Origin of the sequence: Pseudomonas synxantha BG33R (genome assembly GCF_000263715.2) — a bacterium.
Classification (GTDB): domain Bacteria; phylum Pseudomonadota; class Gammaproteobacteria; order Pseudomonadales; family Pseudomonadaceae; genus Aquipseudomonas; species Aquipseudomonas synxantha_A.
Genome location: NZ_CM001514.1, coordinates 452494 through 471555, shown reverse-complemented (window position 1 = coordinate 471555; position 19062 = coordinate 452494). Strand labels below are relative to the sequence as shown.

The 19062-nt window shown below is 60.4% G+C and carries 17 protein-coding genes and 1 pseudogene; 12 read left to right on the top strand and 6 right to left on the bottom strand.

The annotated features are described in order from the left end of the window. Positions 1-107 precede the first annotated feature (107 nt). The 12 genes and pseudogenes from ubiE to PSEBG33_RS24850 all read left to right on the top strand — a co-directional run bounded on the left by ubiE (position 108) and on the right by PSEBG33_RS24850 (position 10804). Positions 108-878: a bifunctional demethylmenaquinone methyltransferase/2-methoxy-6-polyprenyl-1,4-benzoquinol methylase UbiE gene (gene ubiE / locus PSEBG33_RS24800; protein ID WP_003171186.1), complete on the top strand. Its 771-nt coding sequence runs from the start codon at positions 108-110 to the stop codon at positions 876-878. After that, positions 878-1501 carry a ubiquinone biosynthesis accessory factor UbiJ gene (locus PSEBG33_RS24805; protein WP_005784000.1) on the top strand — a complete coding sequence of 208 codons (624 nt, stop codon included), beginning with the start codon at positions 878-880 and terminating at the stop codon, positions 1499-1501. The genes ubiE and PSEBG33_RS24805 overlap by 1 nt, the downstream gene beginning before the upstream one ends. Further along, the gene (gene ubiB / locus PSEBG33_RS24810; protein WP_005783998.1) at positions 1498-3102 is read left to right on the top strand and encodes a ubiquinone biosynthesis regulatory protein kinase UbiB; all 1605 of its coding nucleotides are present in this window, start codon (positions 1498-1500) and stop codon (positions 3100-3102) included. The genes PSEBG33_RS24805 and ubiB overlap by 4 nt, the downstream gene beginning before the upstream one ends. A gap of 41 nt (positions 3103-3143) precedes the next feature. Continuing rightward, the gene (gene hisI, locus PSEBG33_RS24815; RefSeq protein ID WP_005783996.1) at positions 3144-3536 is read left to right on the top strand and encodes a phosphoribosyl-AMP cyclohydrolase; all 393 of its coding nucleotides are present in this window, start codon (positions 3144-3146) and stop codon (positions 3534-3536) included. Between the two features lie 2 nt (positions 3537-3538). After that, positions 3539-3871: a phosphoribosyl-ATP diphosphatase gene (locus PSEBG33_RS24820; RefSeq protein ID WP_005783994.1), complete on the top strand. Its 333-nt coding sequence runs from the start codon at positions 3539-3541 to the stop codon at positions 3869-3871. Between the two features lie 26 nt (positions 3872-3897). Continuing rightward, entirely contained in the window at positions 3898-4176 is a 279-nt protein-coding gene (locus PSEBG33_RS24825) for a twin-arginine translocase TatA/TatE family subunit (RefSeq protein WP_005783993.1), read from the top strand. 10 nt (positions 4177-4186) lie between these two features. Then, the gene (gene tatB / locus PSEBG33_RS24830; protein ID WP_005783991.1) at positions 4187-4585 is read left to right on the top strand and encodes a Sec-independent protein translocase protein TatB; all 399 of its coding nucleotides are present in this window, start codon (positions 4187-4189) and stop codon (positions 4583-4585) included. Then, positions 4582-5373: a twin-arginine translocase subunit TatC gene (gene tatC, locus PSEBG33_RS24835; RefSeq protein ID WP_005783990.1), complete on the top strand. Its 792-nt coding sequence runs from the start codon at positions 4582-4584 to the stop codon at positions 5371-5373. The genes tatB and tatC overlap by 4 nt, the downstream gene beginning before the upstream one ends. Continuing rightward, complete coding sequence (locus tag PSEBG33_RS24840) at positions 5370-6077, top strand: 16S rRNA (uracil(1498)-N(3))-methyltransferase (protein WP_005783988.1); 708 nt, start codon at positions 5370-5372, stop codon at positions 6075-6077. The genes tatC and PSEBG33_RS24840 overlap by 4 nt, the downstream gene beginning before the upstream one ends. A 725-nt stretch (positions 6078-6802) precedes the next feature. Continuing rightward, a pseudogene (locus PSEBG33_RS30020) lies at positions 6803-7813 on the top strand (methyl-accepting chemotaxis protein); the annotation flags it as partial. 33 nt (positions 7814-7846) lie between these two features. Beyond that, entirely contained in the window at positions 7847-8719 is an 873-nt protein-coding gene (locus PSEBG33_RS30015) for a methyl-accepting chemotaxis protein (RefSeq protein ID WP_372804085.1), read from the top strand. A gap of 177 nt (positions 8720-8896) precedes the next feature. Beyond that, positions 8897-10804: a methyl-accepting chemotaxis protein gene (locus tag PSEBG33_RS24850; RefSeq protein ID WP_005783984.1), complete on the top strand. Its 1908-nt coding sequence runs from the start codon at positions 8897-8899 to the stop codon at positions 10802-10804. A gap of 4 nt (positions 10805-10808) precedes the next feature. On the opposite strand, the gene PSEBG33_RS24855 is transcribed toward PSEBG33_RS24850, so the two are convergent. The 6 genes from PSEBG33_RS24855 to PSEBG33_RS24880 form a co-directional block, all read right to left on the bottom strand. Then, complete coding sequence (locus tag PSEBG33_RS24855) at positions 10809-11543, bottom strand: amino acid ABC transporter ATP-binding protein (RefSeq protein WP_005783982.1); 735 nt, start codon at positions 11541-11543, stop codon at positions 10809-10811. After that, the gene (locus PSEBG33_RS24860; RefSeq protein ID WP_005783980.1) at positions 11536-12495 is read right to left on the bottom strand and encodes an amino acid ABC transporter permease; all 960 of its coding nucleotides are present in this window, start codon (positions 12493-12495) and stop codon (positions 11536-11538) included. Before PSEBG33_RS24860 ends, PSEBG33_RS24855 begins: the two co-directional genes overlap by 8 nt. 129 nt (positions 12496-12624) lie before the next feature. Beyond that, a complete protein-coding gene (locus tag PSEBG33_RS24865) occupies positions 12625-13422 on the bottom strand; it encodes a transporter substrate-binding domain-containing protein (RefSeq protein ID WP_005783978.1) in 798 nt (265 codons plus the stop codon). 219 nt (positions 13423-13641) lie between these two features. Beyond that, complete coding sequence (locus tag PSEBG33_RS24870) at positions 13642-14442, bottom strand: transporter substrate-binding domain-containing protein (protein ID WP_005783976.1); 801 nt, start codon at positions 14440-14442, stop codon at positions 13642-13644. Positions 14443-14629: 187 nt separating this feature from the next. After that, entirely contained in the window at positions 14630-17200 is a 2571-nt protein-coding gene (mdoH, locus tag PSEBG33_RS24875) for a glucans biosynthesis glucosyltransferase MdoH (protein WP_005783974.1), read from the bottom strand. Next, positions 17193-18929, bottom strand: coding sequence for a glucan biosynthesis protein G (locus PSEBG33_RS24880; protein ID WP_005783973.1), 1737 nt, complete (start codon positions 18927-18929; stop codon positions 17193-17195). Before PSEBG33_RS24880 ends, mdoH begins: the two co-directional genes overlap by 8 nt. Positions 18930-19062: the final 133 nt, after the last annotated feature.

Genomic DNA, 19062 nt, shown 5'->3' with positions numbered 1-19062 from the left:
CATGCGGCAAATGGCCTCGGTGAGCCTCTATCTTACCTGCAGCCTTGCCAAGACAAAGTAGGCCTTGGGGATTATCATGTCCCGCATTCTCTTTTGGTGACAGCGATATGACTGATCAGCGCAAAGGCAGCGATGCCGAACCCACCACTCACTTCGGCTTCAAGAACGTCCCGGAAAGCCAAAAGGCGGAAAAAGTCGCTGAGGTGTTTCACTCCGTGGCGGCCAAGTACGACCTGATGAACGACGTGCTTTCCGGCGGCATGCACCGTCTGTGGAAGCGCTTCACTATCGAGTTGTCGGGCGTACGCACCGGCAACCGGGTACTGGATATCGCCGGCGGCACGGGCGACCTGGCCGCCAAGTTCTCCAAACTGGTCGGCCCCACCGGTCAGGTGGTTTTGGCCGATATCAACGGTTCGATGCTCAAGGTCGGCCGCGATCGCCTGCTCGACAAAGGTGTGGCCGGCAATATCGAGTTCGTCCAGGCCGACGCCGAGAAGCTGCCGTTCCCCGACAACCATTTCGACTGCGTGACCATCGCCTTCGGTCTGCGCAACGTCACTCACAAGGAGGACGCGATCCGCTCGATGCTGCGTGTCCTCAAGCCGGGTGGCCGCCTGCTGGTGCTGGAATTCTCCAAACCGACCAACGCGCTGATGTCCAAGGTCTACGACACTTACTCGTTCGCCTTCATGCCGCTGATGGGCAAGTTGATCACCAATGACGCCGAGAGCTACCGCTACCTGGCCGAATCCATCCGCATGCACCCCGACCAGGAGACCCTGAAGTCAATGATGGTGGAGGCCGGTTTCGACCGCGTGACCTATCACAACATGACCTCCGGCATCGTTGCCTTGCACCGAGGTATCAAACCCTGATGCTGCTCGCAGGCCTTCTCGCAAGCGTCGAACATGGCCTCAACCGTGTTCTGCGCCTGGACAGCACCGCCCTGGCACGGCTCGCGCACTTGAACGGCAAAGTCATTGCCGTCGACTGCCGCAGCCCCGCTGTGCAGCTGTTTATCCTGCCCAGCGATGAAGGCTTGCTGCTCGCCACTCAATGGGCCGCCGACGCCGACTGCACCTTGCGTGCACCGGCCTCCAGCCTGTTGCACCTGGCCCTGAGCCGCAACAAGACCGCCATCCTGCACAGCCCCGAGGTGGAGCTGGAAGGCGACAGTGCGGTGCTGATGGACCTGGCCGCCGTGCTGCAGGACCTGGAGCTGGATTGGGAATACGAACTCTCGCGCTGGATCGGCCCGGTCGCCACCCAGTTGCTCAGCGGGCACCTGCGCAGCCGCTCGCGCTGGTACCAGCAAGGGTTCGCCAGCCTGAACCAGAACCTCGCCGAATACCTGAGCGAAGAATCGCGCACCCTGGTTGGGCAACGGGAAGCGCAAGCGCGCTTTCGTGAGCTCGACAAGGCCAAAATCGACCTGGAACGCCTCGAGGCCCGCTTCGAACGCCTGAGCCGCTCCCTTGATCCAAGCGATAACGCATGAAGCTGCTCGCCGTCCGCCGTTTGTTTCGTATCCAGCGCGTCGTAATCCGTTACCGCCTCGATGACCTGCTGTTTGCCCTGCCCCTGCCCTGGTTCCTGCTGGCGGTGCGTTATGTGCTGCCGTGGCGCTGGTTCCCGCGCAAACAGCTGGAGCTCAGCCGAGGCGCGTGCCTGCGCCTGGCGTTGCAGGACCTGGGGCCGATCTTTATCAAGTTCGGGCAGATCCTCTCCACCCGCCGCGACCTGCTGCCTGAAGACATCGCCGACGAACTGATGCTGTTGCAGGACCGTGTGCCGCCTTTCGATTCGCAGCAGTCGATGGCGCTGATCGAAGAACAACTGGGCCAGAAGATCAGCGAGGTGTTCAGCCGCTTCGATGTCGAGCCCCTGGCCTCGGCCTCGGTCGCGCAGGTCCACGCCGCACAGCTCAAGACCGGCGAAGAGGTGGTGGTAAAAGTCATTCGCCCGGGCCTCAAGCCAATCATCGGCCAGGACCTGGCGTGGCTGTTTATCCTGGCTCGGGCGGCCGAACGTTTTTCTGCCGACGCGCGCCTGCTGCACCCGGTGGATGTGGTCGCCGACTACGAAAAAACCATCTACGACGAGCTCGACCTGCTGCGCGAAGCAGCCAACGCCAGCCAATTGCGACGCAACTTCGAAGGCTCGCAACTGCTGTACGTGCCACAAGTGTATTGGGACTGGTGCCGGCCGAAAGTGCTGGTGATGGAGCGCATCTACGGCGTGCAGGTCACCGACCTGGCCACCCTCGCCGACCAGCGCACCGACATGAAGATGCTCGCCGAACGCGGGGTGGAGATCTTCTTTACCCAAGTATTTCGCGACAGTTTCTTCCATGCCGACATGCACCCCGGCAACATCTTCGTCAGCACCGTCAATCCGTGGAGCCCGCAGTACATCGCGATCGACTGTGGCATCGTTGGCAGCCTGACCCCGGAAGACCAGGACTACCTGGCGCGCAACCTGTTTGCGTTCTTCAAGCGCGACTACCGCCGCGTGGCGCAGTTGCACATCGATTCGGGTTGGGTGCCGGCGGAAACCAAGCTCAACGAATTCGAAGCGGCGATCCGTACCGTATGCGAACCGATCTTTGAAAAACCGTTAAAAGATATTTCCTTCGGTCAGGTGCTGATGCGCCTGTTCCAGACGGCGCGGCGCTTCAATATGGAAGTACAACCGCAGTTGGTGCTGCTGCAAAAAACCTTGCTCAACATCGAAGGCCTGGGCCGCCAGTTGTATCCGGACCTTGATCTATGGAACACCGCGCAACCGTTCCTGGAGCGCTGGATGCGTGAGCGGATGAGCCCGAAGACCATGTTGGGCAACCTGCACAGCCAGTTCGAACAACTGCCGCACCTGGCCAACATGACCCGCGACCTACTGGAGCGCATGTCCCAGCCCCACGCCAAAGACCCCGAGCCGCCTTGGCGCAAGCGCAAGGACGACTGGTTCCTGCGCCTGCTCGGCGCCGCGCACCTGGTGGGCGGTGTGATGCTGGTGATCGGCGGGCCGCTGAATCAACTGGGTCACTGGCCAGCCGGAATCATGGTGGCGGTGGGTGTTTATCTGATCGTGCGTCGATAGCCAATCCGGTTATACACTGTCGCAAATTGCCGGAGCCGAACATGAAAAACTGGCTGGACGAGATCAAGTGGGACAGTGACGGCCTGGTGCCGGCCATTGCCCAGGACTACAAGACCGGGCGCGTATTGATGATGGCCTGGATGAACCGCGAAGCGCTGAGCCTTACCGCCACTGAGCAGCGCGCCATCTACTGGTCACGTTCGCGTGGCAGACTGTGGCGCAAGGGCGAAGAATCCGGGCACGTGCAGGTGCTGCATGAAATGCGCCTGGACTGCGACGCTGACGTGGTGATCCTGATGGTCGACCAGATCGGCGACATCGCCTGCCATACCGGGCGCCACAGCTGTTTCTATCGCGTGTTCGAAGACGGCGAATGGAAGACGGTGGACCCAGTGCTTAAAGACCCGCACGCTATTTATTCGGCAGGACACTGAACATGAGCGATACCCTGAACCGTGTGGCCCAGGTGCTGGAAGACCGCAAAGGCGCGGATGCCGACAGTTCCTACGTCGCCAGCCTGTACCACAAGGGTCTGAACAAGATTCTGGAAAAACTCGGCGAAGAATCCGTCGAGACCATCATTGCGGCCAAGGACGCGCAAATCAGCGGTGATTACAGTGATGTAATCTATGAGACCGCCGACTTGTGGTTCCATAGCTTGGTCATGCTTGCCCAACTGGGGCAGCATCCACAGGCCGTGCTGGATGAACTGGACCGTCGCTTCGGCTTGTCCGGGCATGTCGAAAAGGCTTCGCGCCCGTCCGCCTGATTAACCAAGACTTGAGGATTTGCAGCATGGGCATTTTTGACTGGAAACACTGGATCGTCATTCTGGTGGTGGTTGTTCTGGTGTTCGGCACCAAGAAACTGAAAAACCTCGGCACCGACGTCGGCGAGTCGATCAAGGGCTTTCGTAAAGCCATGAACGACGACGAGAAACCCGCCGAGCCAAGCGCAAACCCGGTGCCACCGGCCCAGCCTGTGCACCCGCAGGCCGCCCAGCCGATCACCGAGCGTCGTACCTTCGACGTGCAGGCTGAAAAAGTCCAAGAGCCGACCCGCAAAGACTCGTGAGCACTGACTAATGTTTGGTATCAGCTTCTCTGAACTGCTGCTCGTCGGCCTGGTGGCCCTGCTGGTACTGGGGCCCGAACGCCTGCCCGGTGCCGCACGCACCGCCGGCCTGTGGATCGGGCGCCTGAAACGCAGTTTCAACGCGATCAAACAGGAAGTTGAACGGGAAATCGGTGCCGACGAGATCCGCCGGCAATTGCACAACGAACATATCCTGTCGTTGGAGCAGGAGGCGCGCAAGATTCTTTCCCCGGTGCAGGAGCCGGCCAAGCCGGTCACTCCGGTGGCCGAGCAGAGCATCGCGCCGGTCCCCGCTGCAGAACCCGTGCCCGCCCCCACAGAGCCCGCGCCGACACCCGTTACGTCGCCCGCGCCCCATGACCCTACATTGCCGCCGCGAGCCCCATGAGCGCTGATAAACCGGAAAACGACCAGCACATGCCGCTGGTCTCGCACCTCACCGAGTTGCGTACCCGCCTGCTGCGTTGCGTAGCGGCCATCTTCATCATCTTTGCCGGGCTGTTTGCCTTCACCCAGCAGATCTACACCTTCGTTTCCACACCGTTGCGCCAGTACCTGCCTGTCGGCGCGACGATGATTGCCACCGACGTGTCGTCGCCGTTCCTGACGCCATTGAAGCTGACCATGATGGTTTCGCTGTTCCTGGCGATCCCGGTGATCCTGCATCAGATCTGGGGCTTTATTGCGCCGGGCCTGTACAAGCACGAGAAGCGCATCGCAGTGCCGTTGCTGGTGTCGAGCATCCTGCTGTTCTATACCGGCATGGCCTTCGCCTACTTCCTGGTGTTCCCGCTGATCTTCAAGTTCTTCGCCGCCGCCACCCCGGCCGGCGTGGAGATGATGACCGATATCACCAGCTACCTCGACTTCGTGATGACGCTGTTCTTCGCCTTTGGCGTGGCCTTCGAAATCCCGGTGGCGGTGGTGTTGCTGGTGTGGATCGGAGTGGTCGACGTCAAGTACCTGAAGAAGATCCGCCCGTACGTGATCATCGGCTGCTTCGTGGTCGGCATGATCCTCACGCCGCCGGACATCTTCTCCCAGACCTTGCTGGCCGTGCCGATGTGGATGCTGTTTGAAGTGGGCATCCTGTTCAGCGGCTTGATCAGCAAGCGCGGCGAACACCCGGACGACCAGCCTGCCGACGACGACCAGCCGCCAGCGACCCAGCCGTGAACCTGCTGCTGCTGGAAGACGCCGACTTCATCGCGGCCGACCGCGTGGTGCTGCGTGATCGGCGCCTGGTGCATATGCAGGAAGTCCACCGCGCCGCTGTAGGCGACAACCTGCGCGTGGGCCGCATTGGCGGGCTGATGGGCAATGCCCAACTGCTGCGCCTGGACGCAGGCGAAGCCGAGCTGCAAGTCAGCTTCGACCAACCGCCGCCGCCAAAGCTGCCCCTGACACTGCTGCTGGCCCTGCCCCGCCCGAAGATGCTGCGCCGGGTGCTGCAAACCGTGGCGGCCATGGGCGTGCCCAAGGTCGTGCTGGTCAACAGCTACCGCGTGGAAAAAAGCTTCTGGCAGACCCCATTCCTGGAGCCCGAGGCGGTTCGCGAGCAACTGATCCTCGGCCTGGAACAGGCGCGGGACACGGTGCTGCCCGAGATCATTATCGAAAAGCGCTTCAAGCCGTTTGTCGAAGATCGCCTGCCGGCCATGACTGCCGGCACCCTGGGCCTGATCGGTCATCCCGGTGATTACCCTGCGTGCCCTCGGGGGCTGGATGAGCCGGTAACACTGGCAATTGGCCCGGAAGGCGGCTGGATTCCCTATGAAGTCGAGCTGCTGACCAAGGCCGGTTTGCAACCGGTGCAGCTTGGTGCGCGCATCCTACGGGTTGAAACCGCCGTGACGGCCCTGCTCGCCCGACTGTTCTGATATCAAATCCAAAAACACCGCAACCTAAATGTGGGAGGGGGCTTGCCCCCGATAGCGGTGTATGAATCACTGAATGTGGTGGCTGACACTCTGCCATCGAGGCATAGGTATCTACACAACTTTGGGCATTGCGCCGAACCTGTGGCGAGGTAGCTTGCTCCCGTGGTGACGGACAGCCGACGCTTATCTACCTGACATCCTACGATCAAACTGTGAGTGCTGGCTTGCTCGCGAAGGCGGCCTGACAGCCGACACAGTTATACCGAGTACATATCCATTCCTGCGGTAACGGCCACTTGGGGTTCCGCCCTGACGGCGGCTCACTTTTGAAAAGCGCAAAAGTAAGCAAAACGCTCTTGCCCCACCACTCGGCACCTCGCCCAGGCTCGGTGTGCCCGTAATCCGCCAGTGATTTGGGGGGCCGCCGCCACGCGCCATCCATGGCGCGGGGCGGCTAAACCGGCATCCCTGCCGGTTTACCCCCCAAATCCCTGTCGAATTCCGGCCAGCGTGGTTTGACGGGGCGCCTGAGATCAAAAGCAGATCAAGATCAAGAGCGGCTCGCTTCGCATCGTGGTTACCATTGGCGACTACAAAGTTGTGTAGATACCTATGGCCATCGGGGCAAGCCCCCTCTCACATTGGATCTGTGGCGCTACAGAATCCTATGCCCATGCCGATAGCCTCTGAATAAGTCCAAGCCTTGTTCCAGGGGAGTTCGCAGCATGTATCGTTGGTTAGCCGAGAAACTGGGGAATGTAAGCGTCAACCGAAAGCTGAGCGTCGGCTTTGGCCTGGTGTTGATCCTGACGCTGTTGATCACCTTTACCGGCTGGACCGGCCTGGGCGACGTGATCAATCGCGGCGATAAGCTGGGTTTTATCTCCAGCCTCAATGGCCTGACCAAAGACCTGCGCCTGGCGCGCCTGGACTTTGATATGCGCCGCGGCGAACAAGGCACCGACGCGGTCACCGGCCTGATTACTCAGTTGGACAATGGCCTTGAAACCGCCGCGCAGTTAATCGAACAGCCCAATGACAAGGCCCTCGTCGAACAACAACAGGAAGCGTTGAGCCAATACAAAAAAGCCTTCGCGGCCATGGTCCAGGCGGGCCTCAAGCGTGAGGGCGCGCGTAGCAAGCTCGGCGACACCGCCGACAATGCCGTGGCCAAAACCAACGAGATTGAAAAAAGCCTCCTGCAAGGCGACAGCGTCACCCAGTTCAACAGCGTGGTTGACCTGAGCAAGCTGATCCAGCAAGCGCGCTTCCAGGTACGCGGCTACACCTACAGCGGCAAAGTCGAGGCCGAGCAACCGGCCCTTGATGCCATCGACAATGCCCTGAAGAAAATCACCGAACTGCAAAGCCAACTGCCAGCGCCCTACCAGGCCAACCTGCAAGAGGCTGGTGTCTCACTGCAAGCCTATCGCGCCGCCGTCAGCCAATATCGCGACTCCCAGGTGGCCAGTGCCGCCGCACTTAAAATCATGAGCGCCCAGGGCGATATTCTGCTGGGCCATAGCGAGAAACTCACCACGTCGCAAACCGCAGTGCGCGACCACGATGTGGCCCAGGCCAAGTATCTGTTGCTGCTCGCCACCGTACTGGCAATGGTCTTCGGCCTGTTCGCAGCCTGGGCCATCACCCGCCAGATCGTCATCCCGCTGAACCAGACCCTCAAGGTCGCCGAGCGCGTGGCCTCCGGCGACCTGAGCCACAACCTGGACTCTGGCCGCCAGGACGAGCTGGGCCAGTTGCAACGCGCCATGCAGAGCATGACCGTGGGCCTGCGCGCGTTGATCGGTGGTATCAGCGACGGCGTCACCCAGATCGCCAGCGCGGCCGAGCAGTTGTCGGCCGTGACTGAACAGACCAGCGCGGGAGTCAACAGCCAAAAGGTCGAGACCGATCAGGTCGCCACCGCCATGAACGAAATGGCCGCCACCGTGCAGGAAGTTGCACGCAATGCCGAGCAAGCCTCGGAAGCTGCTGTGGCCGCCGACCAACAGGCCCGTGAAGGTGACAAGGTGGTCGGCGAAGCCATCGCCCAGATCGAACGTCTGGCGACCGAAGTCGGCAACTCCACCCTCGCCATGGGCGACCTGAAGCGCGAAAGCGACAAGATCGGCAGCGTGCTTGACGTGATCAAATCCGTCGCCCAGCAAACCAACCTGCTGGCGCTGAATGCGGCCATTGAAGCGGCGCGTGCCGGGGAGGCCGGGCGTGGCTTCGCGGTGGTGGCCGATGAAGTGCGCAGCCTGGCCCAGCGCACACAGAAGTCCACCGAAGAGATTGAAGAGCTGATCGTCGGCCTGCAAAACGGTACCCAGCAGGTGGCCTCCATCATGGACAACAGCCGTGGGCTGACCGACAGCAGCGTTGAACTGACTCGTCGCGCCGGCAGCGCATTGGCGAATATCACCCGCACGGTTTCAACCATCCAGGCGATGAACTCACAAATCGCCACCGCCGCCGAGCAACAGAGCGCCGTAGCCGAAGAGATCAACCGCAGCGTGTTGAATGTGCGTGACGTATCCGAACAGACGTCCTCGGCCAGCGAAGAAACCGCTGCGTCGAGTGCAGAACTGGCGCGCCTGGGCATTCATCTGCAAGCATTGGTCGGCCGCTTCAGGGTCTGACACGCTCACACCAGGGAGTGGCCCTGCTGGGTGCTCCCTGCAACTTGTGAAATTTCCTACACGTCTTTCAGGTCAACACTTACGCGCCCCGTGCCGAAAAGATTTAGCGTTCCCACTCCTCCTGACCTGCGTCAGTCGGACTGCGAGACGCTTTCTCTTTGCTGATGGAGGTGCATCATGTTTCGACCACTGACCCGCGTATTGGGCAATACCAGCGTCACCCTCAAGCTTATCCTTGGCTTCGGCCTAGTGCTGGCACTGTGCATTGCTGTCGCCCTGACGGGATGGCAGGCACTGAACGACTCGCTCTTTCGTGCACAAACCTTGACCACCCTTTCTCGATTGGCCGTGACCGGTGAAGAACTACGCGCCGAACGGATTGTGTACCGCACCCTCAATGAACCGACGAACTTCGACAAGATCGGCCGGCACATGGAAAAAATCGACGGTTACCTGGTCGAGTTGGCGGATCGCCTGAAAATCCAGGCACATCTGCAGCAAGTCCAAGACTCCAGTCGCCTCAGCGCGCGCTTCAAGACCGCACTGGGCGGGCTACCCACCTTGATGCAACAACGTGAGCAAGCGCAGAAGGGGCTCACCAGCAGTTCTGTGGCGGCAAGCGACACCCTTGGACAATTTTCCAGTGACTTGCCCGACCAGAACGATGAGAAAGCCTTGGATAGCGTGGAAAACCTGCGCCTGGCCTTGGAAAAAGCCGAAGACCGCGCCAAGACACCGGCATGGGCCGCAGACACACTGCAGATTTACACCCAAGGCGTGGACGACGCGCTCAAGGCCCTCGACGGTGCTCAGTCTGCCGTGACGGCTTTAGCGGTCGACAGCACCGCTCTGAACAGCGCCCTGCTCGACTATCGCGCCCAACTCAACCGCGTCAAGGACGCGCAGGTCACTGTTGAAAACACCCAGAATCAACTGGAGCAGTGGCTGGACCAGTTACTCTCGCAAAGCGACCGCCTGAGCGAGGAACAGACCCTGCAACGCGACAAAGAAGCAGACTTGGCTCGCCTGATGTTGCTCTACGTGACAGGCGCAGCGCTGCTGCTCGGGGCCCTCGCCGCCTGGCTGATCGCCGGCCAGATCGTGCGGCCGTTGCGCCAGGCGCTGCTGACAGCCAACCGCATCGCCGAGGGCGACCTGAGTCACGATATCACTACCTCGCGGCGCGACGAACTGGGCCAATTGCAACGCAGCATCGGCCAGATGACGCTCAACCTGCGCGCCCTGATCGGCGGTATCAACGACAGCGCCCGCCAGATCGCAAGCGCCGCCGAGCAACTGTCCGCCGTCACCGAGCAAACCCGCGCCGGGGTCAATGGCCAGAAACTGGAAACCGAGCAAGTCGCCACCGCTATGAACGAAATGCTCGCTACCTCCCAAGAGGTCGCTCGTCATGCAGAGCAAGCCTCGATTGCCGCCACTGAGGCTGATCAACAAGCGGGGGTGGGCGACCAGGTGGTGGGCGAAGCGATTACCCATATCGAACATCTGGCCGAGCAGATGAACCGCTCGAGCCTGGCGATGCAAGGCTTGCAACAGGAAAGCCAGAAGATCGGCAGCGTGCTGGAGGTGATCAAATCGGTGTCCGAGCAAACCAACCTGCTGGCCCTTAACGCCGCTATCGAAGCGGCACGCGCGGGTGAGGCAGGTCGTGGTTTCGCCGTAGTGGCCGACGAAGTACGCACCCTGGCCCAGCGCACCCAGCAATCAGCCGAGGAAATCGAGGTATTGATCGAGGGTTTGCAGCGTGGCACGCAACACACCGCCGATATCCTGGACAACAGCCTCAGCCTGACCGACAACAGCGTGGAGCTGACGCGCCGCGCAGGCGCAGCCCTTGCCAACATCACCCGTACGGTATCGGTGATTCAGGAGATGAACCCGCAGATTGCCGCAGCAGCCGAGGAGCAAAGCGCGGTAGCCGAAGAGATCAACCGCAGCGTACTGAAGGTCAAGGATGCGTCGGAACAAACTTCGACCGCCAGTGAGCAGACGGCGGCGGCCAGCATTGAGCTAGCGCGCCTGGGCACAGACCTGGCGCGCTCGGTAGGCCGGTTCAAGGTCTGAGCAGTTACAACACCTGGCGCAGGAAGGCTTGGGCGCGCGGGTCTTTCGGCGCTGCGAAGAATTCGGCGGGTGCTGCGTCCTCCAACAGTTTGCCATGGTCGAAGAACAGCACCCGGTCCGCCACTTCGCGAGCAAAGCCCATCTCGTGGGTCACGCAGACCATGGTCATGCCTTCCAGGGCCAGGGTCTTCATGACGTCGAGGACTTCGCCAACCATTTCCGGGTCGAGCGCCGAGGTGGGCTCGTCAAACAGCATCACCTTGGGCTCCATGGCCAGCGCCCGGGCAATCGCAACCCGCTGCTGTTGGCCGCCAGACAGGCGCGATGGAAACTCATGGGCCTTCTGCGCGATGCCCACCTTTTCCAACAGAGCCAGCGCCTTGGCCTCGCGCTCTTGCTTGCCGCGCTTACGCACGACCTTTTGCGCCAGGCACAGGTTTTCCAGCACGGTCATGTGGGGGAACAGGTTGAAATGCTGAAACACCATGCCGACTTCACGGCGATAGGCGTTCACATCGGTTTTAGGATCGGCCAATTGCAGGCCATCAATGCTCACCGAGCCCGAGTCGAACGCCTCCAACCCATTGAGGCAGCGCAGGAAGGTGGACTTGCCGGAACCGGACGGGCCAATGACCACCAGCACTTCGCCCTTGGCCACCTGGGTAGTGACGTGATCCACCGCGCGTACCACATGCCCACGGGTGTCGAAGACTTTTACCAGATCGCGCACTTCAATCACTTTGGGCGAGCCTCCGCTCAAGCCGGCTGGCCATTTTCGACAGCGGCAGGTTGATCAGCAGGTACAGGCCTGCCACACAGAACAGGATCTCGAATGGCGAAAACGAGGTGGTGATCACTTCGCGGCCACTCTTGAGCAATTCGGTAATCGCAATCACCGACACCAGGGACGTGTCCTTGACCAGGCTGATAAATTGCCCGGCCAGGGGTGGCAGCACGCGCTTGAAGGCTTGCGGCAACACCACATGGCGCATCGACTGGCTGGCACTCAAGCCCAAGGAACGCGCCGCTTCATCCTGGCCACGGGTGATGGACTGCACGCCGGCGCGGACGATTTCGGCCACGTAGGCGCCGGTGAACAACGATAGCGCGGCGATCCCGGCAAACTCCCGGGACAGGTTGAGCACCGTGCCGATGAAGAAATAGAAAATGAAAATCTGCACCAGCAGCGGCGTACCGCGCACCAGTTCGACGTAGATCGTCGACAAATCCCGCAGGGTCGGGTTTTTGGAGAGCCGGCACAAACCGGTCGCCAAACCTATCGCCAAGCCCAGGATGCCGGACACCACCGACAGCCACAACGTGGTCCACAAGCCCCACATCAACGGCCCCAGCGCCCACTGGCGGGTCACGCCGACCACATCGCCTTCAGCCACATCATCACCGCGCGCCACTTGCAGGCTGTTGTCGGCAACTGTGAGCTTTTGCTCGGCCCCCGCGTCGTTGCGCAGGGTGACTTCGGCCACATCGCCTTTGCGCACCAACTCGACCACGGTGGAAATATCCGCGGCGCGCTGGGAGGTTTCGGCTTGATAGGCGAAGTATTGCGGTACGCGGTTCCAGCGCCATTCGTAGGACATCAACGAGGTGGCGTAGTACAAGGCGCCAGCCAGGCCGACCAGCACGACCACCGTCAGCAGGTGCCAGGGCCATTGGGCTTTTTTCTGTTTCATTTCACTTTCCGGATATGTGTTGCCTGATAGGCCGCCATCGGGGGCAAGCCCCCTCCCACATTTGATGTGTAAATACAGTCAAATGTGGGAGCTGGCGTGCCTGCGATGCAGGCAACTCGGTGTCAGGCCTTATTCCATGTCCTTGAGCCACTCGGAGCTCTTGAACCACTTGTCATGGATGCGATCGTAGGTGCCGTCGTTACGGATCTGGTGCAGGAAGTTGTTGATGAAGTTGATGCTGTCGTAATCGCCTTTCTTCAAACCGAACGCCAGGGGTTCAAAGGTGAAGGGTTCTTCCAGGAACACCAGCTTGCCGTTGCCGACTTTCTTCTCGGCTACTACGTTGTACGGCGCGTCATACACAAAGGCATCAGCCTTGCCGTTGACCACATCCAGCACGCCTTCCTGCTCGTTGTCGTAGCCGTGGTACTTGGCCTTGGAAATCAGCTTTTTGGCGACCATCTCACCGGTGGTGCCGAGCTTGGAGGTCAGACGGTATTTCTCATCGTTCAGGTCTTTGTAGGACTTGATGGTGCCTTCCAGGTCCTTGCGGATCAGCAGGGTCTGGCCGACCACGATGAAGGGTTCGCTGAAGTTCAGGCGCAGGTTGCGCTCCTGGGTCAGGGTCATGCCGCTGCCGATCATGTCGAACTTGCCGGTCAGGAAGGCCGGGATGATGCCGTCATAACCGGTGGACACCAGCTCCAGCTTGACCCCCATGGACTTGGCCATGGCCTTGAGGATGTCGACTTCGAAGCCGATGATTTCACCGCGCTTGTCAGTCATTTCGAACGGCATGTAGGTCGGGTCCATGCCGACTTTCAACGTGCCGCGCTTGACCGCATCGTCGATGGCACCAGCCTGGGCCGCAGTGGCAGCGACCATCGCGGTGACGCCGAGCATCAGCATCGAAAGATACTTTTTCATCATCAAGACCCCTGAACGATTCTTATAAGGTCGGCGCACAAAAGGGCTGCGCCATTTCGGGATGCGATCCTAACCCACTCGTTGTCCGTCACAAAGGTTTCACCGGTAAATGTTGTCGGCGTATGTCGTAAAAGTCCTACGGCGGTGCAGTCAAGCGCAGGGGTAGACGCGTTTACGTAGCCCCTCGACAATTGATTGATGTGTAAGTAGTTATGACGATCACTCAATCTCTGCCATCCAGGCCGTGTCCCTGAACCACTTGTCATGCAGGCGATCGTAGGAGCCATCCTGAGCGATCTGATTGAGAAAGTGATTGATCCAGTTGAGGCTGTCGTAATCACCCTTTTTCAAACCAAACGCCAGGGGCTCAAAGGTGAAGGGTTGTTCCAGTGTCAACAAGGCGCTGTTCTGCGGCCGGCTCATCGCGATCAGGTTGTAGGGCGCATCATGGATAAACGCATCGAACTTGCCTTCCACGACCTGCCGCACACCGTCTTCCGGGGTCGTCACCGTGCCCAGTTGAGCAGCCCCCAGAAAACGCTGGGCTGCTGCCTCTCCGGTCGTGCCCTGGATAGTCACCACCCGGTAGCTGGCGTCGTCCAGCTCTTCGATGCTGGAAACGATGCCGGCCAGGCGGGGGTGCAGCAGCACGGTCTGACCCACCACAATGAAAGAGTCGCTGAAGTTGAGCTTCAGGTTGCGCTCTTGGGTGACGGTCATGCCACTGCCAATCAGGTCGAATTTCTTCGCCATCAACCCCGGGACCAAATCCGTATACGGCACTGCAATCAGCTCAAGCTCCACGCCTAGCGCACGGCTCATGGCGCGCAGCAAGTCAATTTCAAAACCGACGATGCGCCCCTGCTTATCGAGCATCTCGAAGGGCACGTAATTGGGCGTGGTCCCCACTTTCAATACGCCGCGACGAACAGCATCGTCCAGGGCGCCCGCACTCAGCAGACCCGCGTAAGCCCATAGGAAAACGCTAACCAGCAATAACGAACAATACCTTTTGATCATGAATGCCCCCGTGGCGAGTCAAATTTTGGGGGGCGATGCTAACCCAGCGACAGGCACCACAATACGCCTCGATCAAAGGTCTTTTGTTTCGAAATAACAAGGAGTTAGGGATAAAAGGAAGCGACTGTAAACGCTGTAGGACCAGCGTCTGCAGCGCCCCCGAGGCGAACCCTCGGGGGCGTCTGAATCAGGCCGGTTGGGCCTGCGGCGACTGCGGTTGCAGAGGCAGCAATGGCGCGTGCGGATCAGCCTTGATCGAAGCACGCCAGGCACCGAGCCACTCGGCATGACCTTCGTTCCAGACCTGCTCATGCAGGCGAGCCAGGGCTACCGGGTCGCTGAGCAGGGCCAGGCGTTCGCTGTTGTTGAGGCCGGCAGGGCCGACTTTCAACGCATGGCGAACGCGCTCCATGCGCAGGTACTCGATCGGCTCGGCCTCACGGTGACGCGAGGTCGCCAAGGCACAGGCCAGGGCGTTCTGCTGCGGGTCGACCACCGAACGCACGAAGCCGTCATTGAGGGCGTGCCAACGGTTTTCGTGGGTGTACTTCTCGGTCGACAGCAGCGCTTGCGGCGGATTGTATTCCTCGGGGATCAGGAACAGGCTCTCGTCACGGGACTTGAGGCCCAGCTTGACCCGGCTGGAAATCACCGACACCGGAATCGACAGCATCAGCGAGCCGACAATCGGCACCAGCCACCACAGGAAACTTGGGTTCAACCACACCACCAACAGCGCCCACAGGAAGCCGAGAATGGTTTGCGGGCCGTGACGCTTGACCGCTTCGCTCCAGGGCGTGGAGTCGTCGTCACGCTGCGGCGAGTTCCAGGTGGCGGCCCAACCGAGGAAGGCGGCGAGGACGAAACGGGTGTGGAAAATCATCCGCACCGGCGCCAGCAGCATGGAGAACAACATCTCCAGCAGCATCGACAAGGTCACCTTGAACTTGCCGCCGAACTCCTTGGCACCCTTGGCCCAGATCAGAATGATGCTGAGCAGCTTGGGCAGGAACAACAGCACGATGGTGGTGGAGAACAGCGCCACCGCCTTGTCCGGGTGCCATTGTGGCCACAGCGGGTACAACTGGCGCGGCGCCATGAAGTACTGCGGCTCCATCAGGGTGTTCACCGCCAGCAACGCCGTGGACAACACCAGGAAGAAGAACCACAACGGCGCCGACAGGTAGGACATCACGCCGGTCAGGAACACCGCACGGTGCACCGGGTGCATGCCTTTAACCAGGAACAGGCGGAAGTTCATCAGGTTACCGTGGCACCAGCGACGGTCACGCTTGAGTTCGTCCAGCAGGTTCGGCGGCAGTTCTTCGTAACTGCCCGGCAAGTCGTAGGCAATCCACACGCCCCAGCCGGCACGGCGCATCAGCGCGGCTTCAACGAAGTCGTGGGAGAGGATTGCACCGGCGAATGCGCCCTTACCTGGCAACGGCGCCAGGGCGCAGTGCTCGATAAACGGCTTCATGCGGATAATGGCGTTGTGACCCCAGTAGTGGGATTCACCCAACTGCCAGAAGTGCAGGCCGGCGGTAAACAATGGGCCGTATACGCGGGTAGCGAACTGCTGCATACGCGCATACAGGGTGTCCATGCCCGACGCCCGCGGCGCGGTCTGGATAATCCCCGCATCCGGCGTGGCTTCCATCAGGCGTACCAGGCTGGTCAGGCATTCGCCGCTCATCACGGAGTCAGCGTCGAGAACGACCATGTATTTGTAGTCACCACCCCAGCGACGGCAGAAGTCGTCGAGGTTGCCGCTCTTGCGCTTTACACGACGGCGGCGGCGGCGATAGAAGATCTTGCCAAAGCCGCCAGCTTCGCGGCACACGTCGAGCCAGGCTTGCTGTTCGGCGATGCAGATGTCGGCGTCATTACTGTCGCTGAGCACAAAGAAATCGAAGCGATCCAGGTCACCGGTGGCGGCTACCGATTCGAACGTGGCACGCAAACCTGCAAATACCCGCGGCACGTCTTCGTTGCAGATCGGCATCACCAGTGCAGTGCGCGCATCCTTCGGAATTGGCTCGTTACCGGCACTTTTACCGGAGATGCGGTATTTATCGTGACCGGTCAGCAGTTCCAGGAAGCCCATGAGTGCGGTCCAGAAACCGGCCGAGACCCAGCAGAACAGAATCCCGAACATGATCAGGATGCTGGTTTGCAGCGCGTAAGGCATTACCTGAGTGGCGGTTTGCAGCAGGGTCTGGTTGCGGATCTCATCGAAGTCGACCAGCGACCAGCCCTGGTACGGCATGATGCCTTTCATGTACCAGCCGGCGACAATGGTCTGGCCCAGCATCAACACCAACAGGATATAGCGACGGATCGAACCCACGGTACGCCAGCGGGCAGCGGGCAGTACGCGCTCATCCTTGGGTGGCTTGGGCGGGTTGGTGCGACCCGTCATCCGGCGCCAGCCGCGCACCAGGATGTTGGTGCGCCAAGGCTCGGGCACCACTTTGGTCCGGCGGATCGGCGGCGTGGCTTTAAGGCACACGCGACCGCTGGCGTCGAGCGCCAGCATCTCGGCGTCTTGCAGCTCTTCGGCGCTGTTGAGGGTCAAGCGACGGCCGACCGAAGCCTGGGCGGCCTCAGTCGGTGCGTCGAAAGTCGACGACGACAAGCGTTCGTGCAATTCGCTGAACGAGTTGCAGCCCGCCAGCTCGGCGCGCTGCTCAGCGGTCAACGGGAGGTGCGCCAGATACTCGCTCAGAGTCTCTGGCCGGACATTTGAATTACTCATCGGCAGGCAACTGATAGCTCCAGGTTTCGGTCAGGACTTGTTCGGTCTTGGCCGGCTCCGGTGTGGCTGGGGCAGCTTCTGGCTGCGGGTCTTGCTTGTCTTTTGCGTCTTTCCTGGCCTGTTTCTCGTGCTGCTTGGCCAGGACTTTGTCAGCCTTCAACACGTGATTGGAAACCGGCTCAGGCGCTGGTTGCACCACATCCTGCACCAGTGCCGCACGCATTTCGGTCGGTTTGCCTGCGTCCTTGATCTTCATGCGCAGGGTCAGGCGCCAGCCTTTGGTGTGTTCGTTGTAGCGCACACTGTTTTCAACCAGTTCGGCGTTGTCGCCCACGCTCACCTGGCTGCGCACCGGGGCGTCCGGCAGCAGTTTCTTCAGGGCCGGGCCCTCGAAGTCCACCAGGTAGGCCACGCTGCCATCGGGCTGACGGATCAGGTTGGATTGCTTCACGTCACCGGTAGAACGCAGGGTCTGCTTGACCCAGGCGCTGTCCGGCGAATGGAATGCAGCGTCGTCCAGGGTCCAGTGCAGACGGTAGGCGATGTCCAGCGGCTTGCCGACTTCCGGCAGTTCGGCCGGGCTCCAGAACGCCACGATGTTGTCGTTGGTTTCATCGGCAGTCGGGATCTCTACCAGGTCAACGGAGCCTTTGCCCCAATCGCCTTCAGGTTCGATCCAGGCGCTTGGGCGCTTGTCGTAGTTGTCGTCCAGGTCTTCGTAGTGGCTGAAGTTGCGGCCACGTTGCAGCAGGCCGAACCCACGCGGGTTCTCGACGCTGAAGTTGCTGACCGACAGGTGTTTAGGGTTGTTCAACGGGCGCCAGATCCATTCGCCATTGCCGGCGTGGATCGACAGGCCGCTGGAATCGTGGAGCTCGCGACGGTAGTTAAGCACCTTGGAAGGCTGGTTGGCGCCGAACAGGAACATCGAGGTCAACGGGGCAACCCCCAGCTTGCTGACCTTGTCGCGCAGAAACATCTGGGACTTCACATCGACCACGGTGTCAGTGCCGGGCCGCAGGATCAGACGATAGGCACCGGTAGCGCGCGGCGAGTCCAGCAGGGCGAAGATCACCAGGTGCTTGTCGCCCGGCTTTGGACGCTCGATCCAGAACTCGGTGAACCGCGGGAACTCTTCACCGGACGGCAGCGCGGTATCGATAGCCATGCCACGGGCAGACAGGCCATACACCTGGTCCTTGCCGACGACGCGGAAATAGCTCGCGCCGAGCATGGTCATGATTTCGTCTTGCTTGTCGGCCTTGTTGATCGGGAAAAGCACACGGAAACCGGCATAACCCAGTTGCTCGGTGGCTTTGGGATCAAATTTCACGTCACCGAAATCGAAGCGAGTCGGGTCGTACTTGATTTCATGCACGCTGTCAGCGGTGACTTCATTGATTTTCACCGGCGTATCGAAATGCATACCCTGGTGATAGAAGGACAGCTTGAACGGGGTGTTCTGATCGGCCCACTCGGCTTTTTCGTTGCGGAAACGAATCTTCTGGTAGTCAGCGAATTTCATTTCGCGGAATTCGTTCGGCAGATTGCTGCGCGGAGCTTCGTATTTCTGCCCGGCCAGCTCTTTTGCCTTGGCCGACACATCATCCAGACTGAATGCCCACAGTTGACCCGCGCCGAACAGGCAAAACAGGGCAGAGCCCGTTACCAGTGCGTTTCGTAACCGTTTGGCAGACAATTTTGGTGCATTACAGGGACTAACAATCACGAGCAACCCTCGCCGAAAACAGATCAAAAAACCAACGGCCAGCTATCTATATGCCAGGTTGGCGAGCAATGTTCCGACTCCCCCAAGGCAAAATGATTCCCCAAAGGCTATCGGACAAGGCTCTACCTAAGTC

Excerpts from the sequence above, each read along its gene's own strand:
- ubiE (WP_003171186.1), top strand. The coding sequence starts at position 108 with ATGACTGATCAGCGCAAAGGCAGCGATGCCGAACCCACCACTCACTTC.
- PSEBG33_RS24805 (WP_005784000.1), top strand. The coding sequence starts at position 878 with ATGCTGCTCGCAGGCCTTCTCGCAAGCGTCGAACATGGCCTCAACCGT.
- ubiB (WP_005783998.1), top strand. The coding sequence starts at position 1,498 with ATGAAGCTGCTCGCCGTCCGCCGTTTGTTTCGTATCCAGCGCGTCGTA.
- hisI (WP_005783996.1), top strand. The coding sequence starts at position 3,144 with ATGAAAAACTGGCTGGACGAGATCAAGTGGGACAGTGACGGCCTGGTG.
- PSEBG33_RS24820 (WP_005783994.1), top strand. The coding sequence starts at position 3,539 with ATGAGCGATACCCTGAACCGTGTGGCCCAGGTGCTGGAAGACCGCAAA.
- PSEBG33_RS24825 (WP_005783993.1), top strand. The coding sequence starts at position 3,898 with ATGGGCATTTTTGACTGGAAACACTGGATCGTCATTCTGGTGGTGGTT.
- tatB (WP_005783991.1), top strand. The coding sequence starts at position 4,187 with ATGTTTGGTATCAGCTTCTCTGAACTGCTGCTCGTCGGCCTGGTGGCC.
- tatC (WP_005783990.1), top strand. The coding sequence starts at position 4,582 with ATGAGCGCTGATAAACCGGAAAACGACCAGCACATGCCGCTGGTCTCG.
- PSEBG33_RS30015 (WP_372804085.1), top strand. The coding sequence starts at position 7,847 with ATGCAGAGCATGACCGTGGGCCTGCGCGCGTTGATCGGTGGTATCAGC.
- PSEBG33_RS24850 (WP_005783984.1), top strand. The coding sequence starts at position 8,897 with ATGTTTCGACCACTGACCCGCGTATTGGGCAATACCAGCGTCACCCTC.
- PSEBG33_RS24860 (WP_005783980.1), bottom strand. The coding sequence starts at position 12,495 with ATGAAACAGAAAAAAGCCCAATGGCCCTGGCACCTGCTGACGGTGGTC.
- PSEBG33_RS24865 (WP_005783978.1), bottom strand. The coding sequence starts at position 13,422 with ATGAAAAAGTATCTTTCGATGCTGATGCTCGGCGTCACCGCGATGGTC.
- PSEBG33_RS24870 (WP_005783976.1), bottom strand. The coding sequence starts at position 14,442 with ATGATCAAAAGGTATTGTTCGTTATTGCTGGTTAGCGTTTTCCTATGG.
- mdoH (WP_005783974.1), bottom strand. The coding sequence starts at position 17,200 with ATGAGTAATTCAAATGTCCGGCCAGAGACTCTGAGCGAGTATCTGGCG.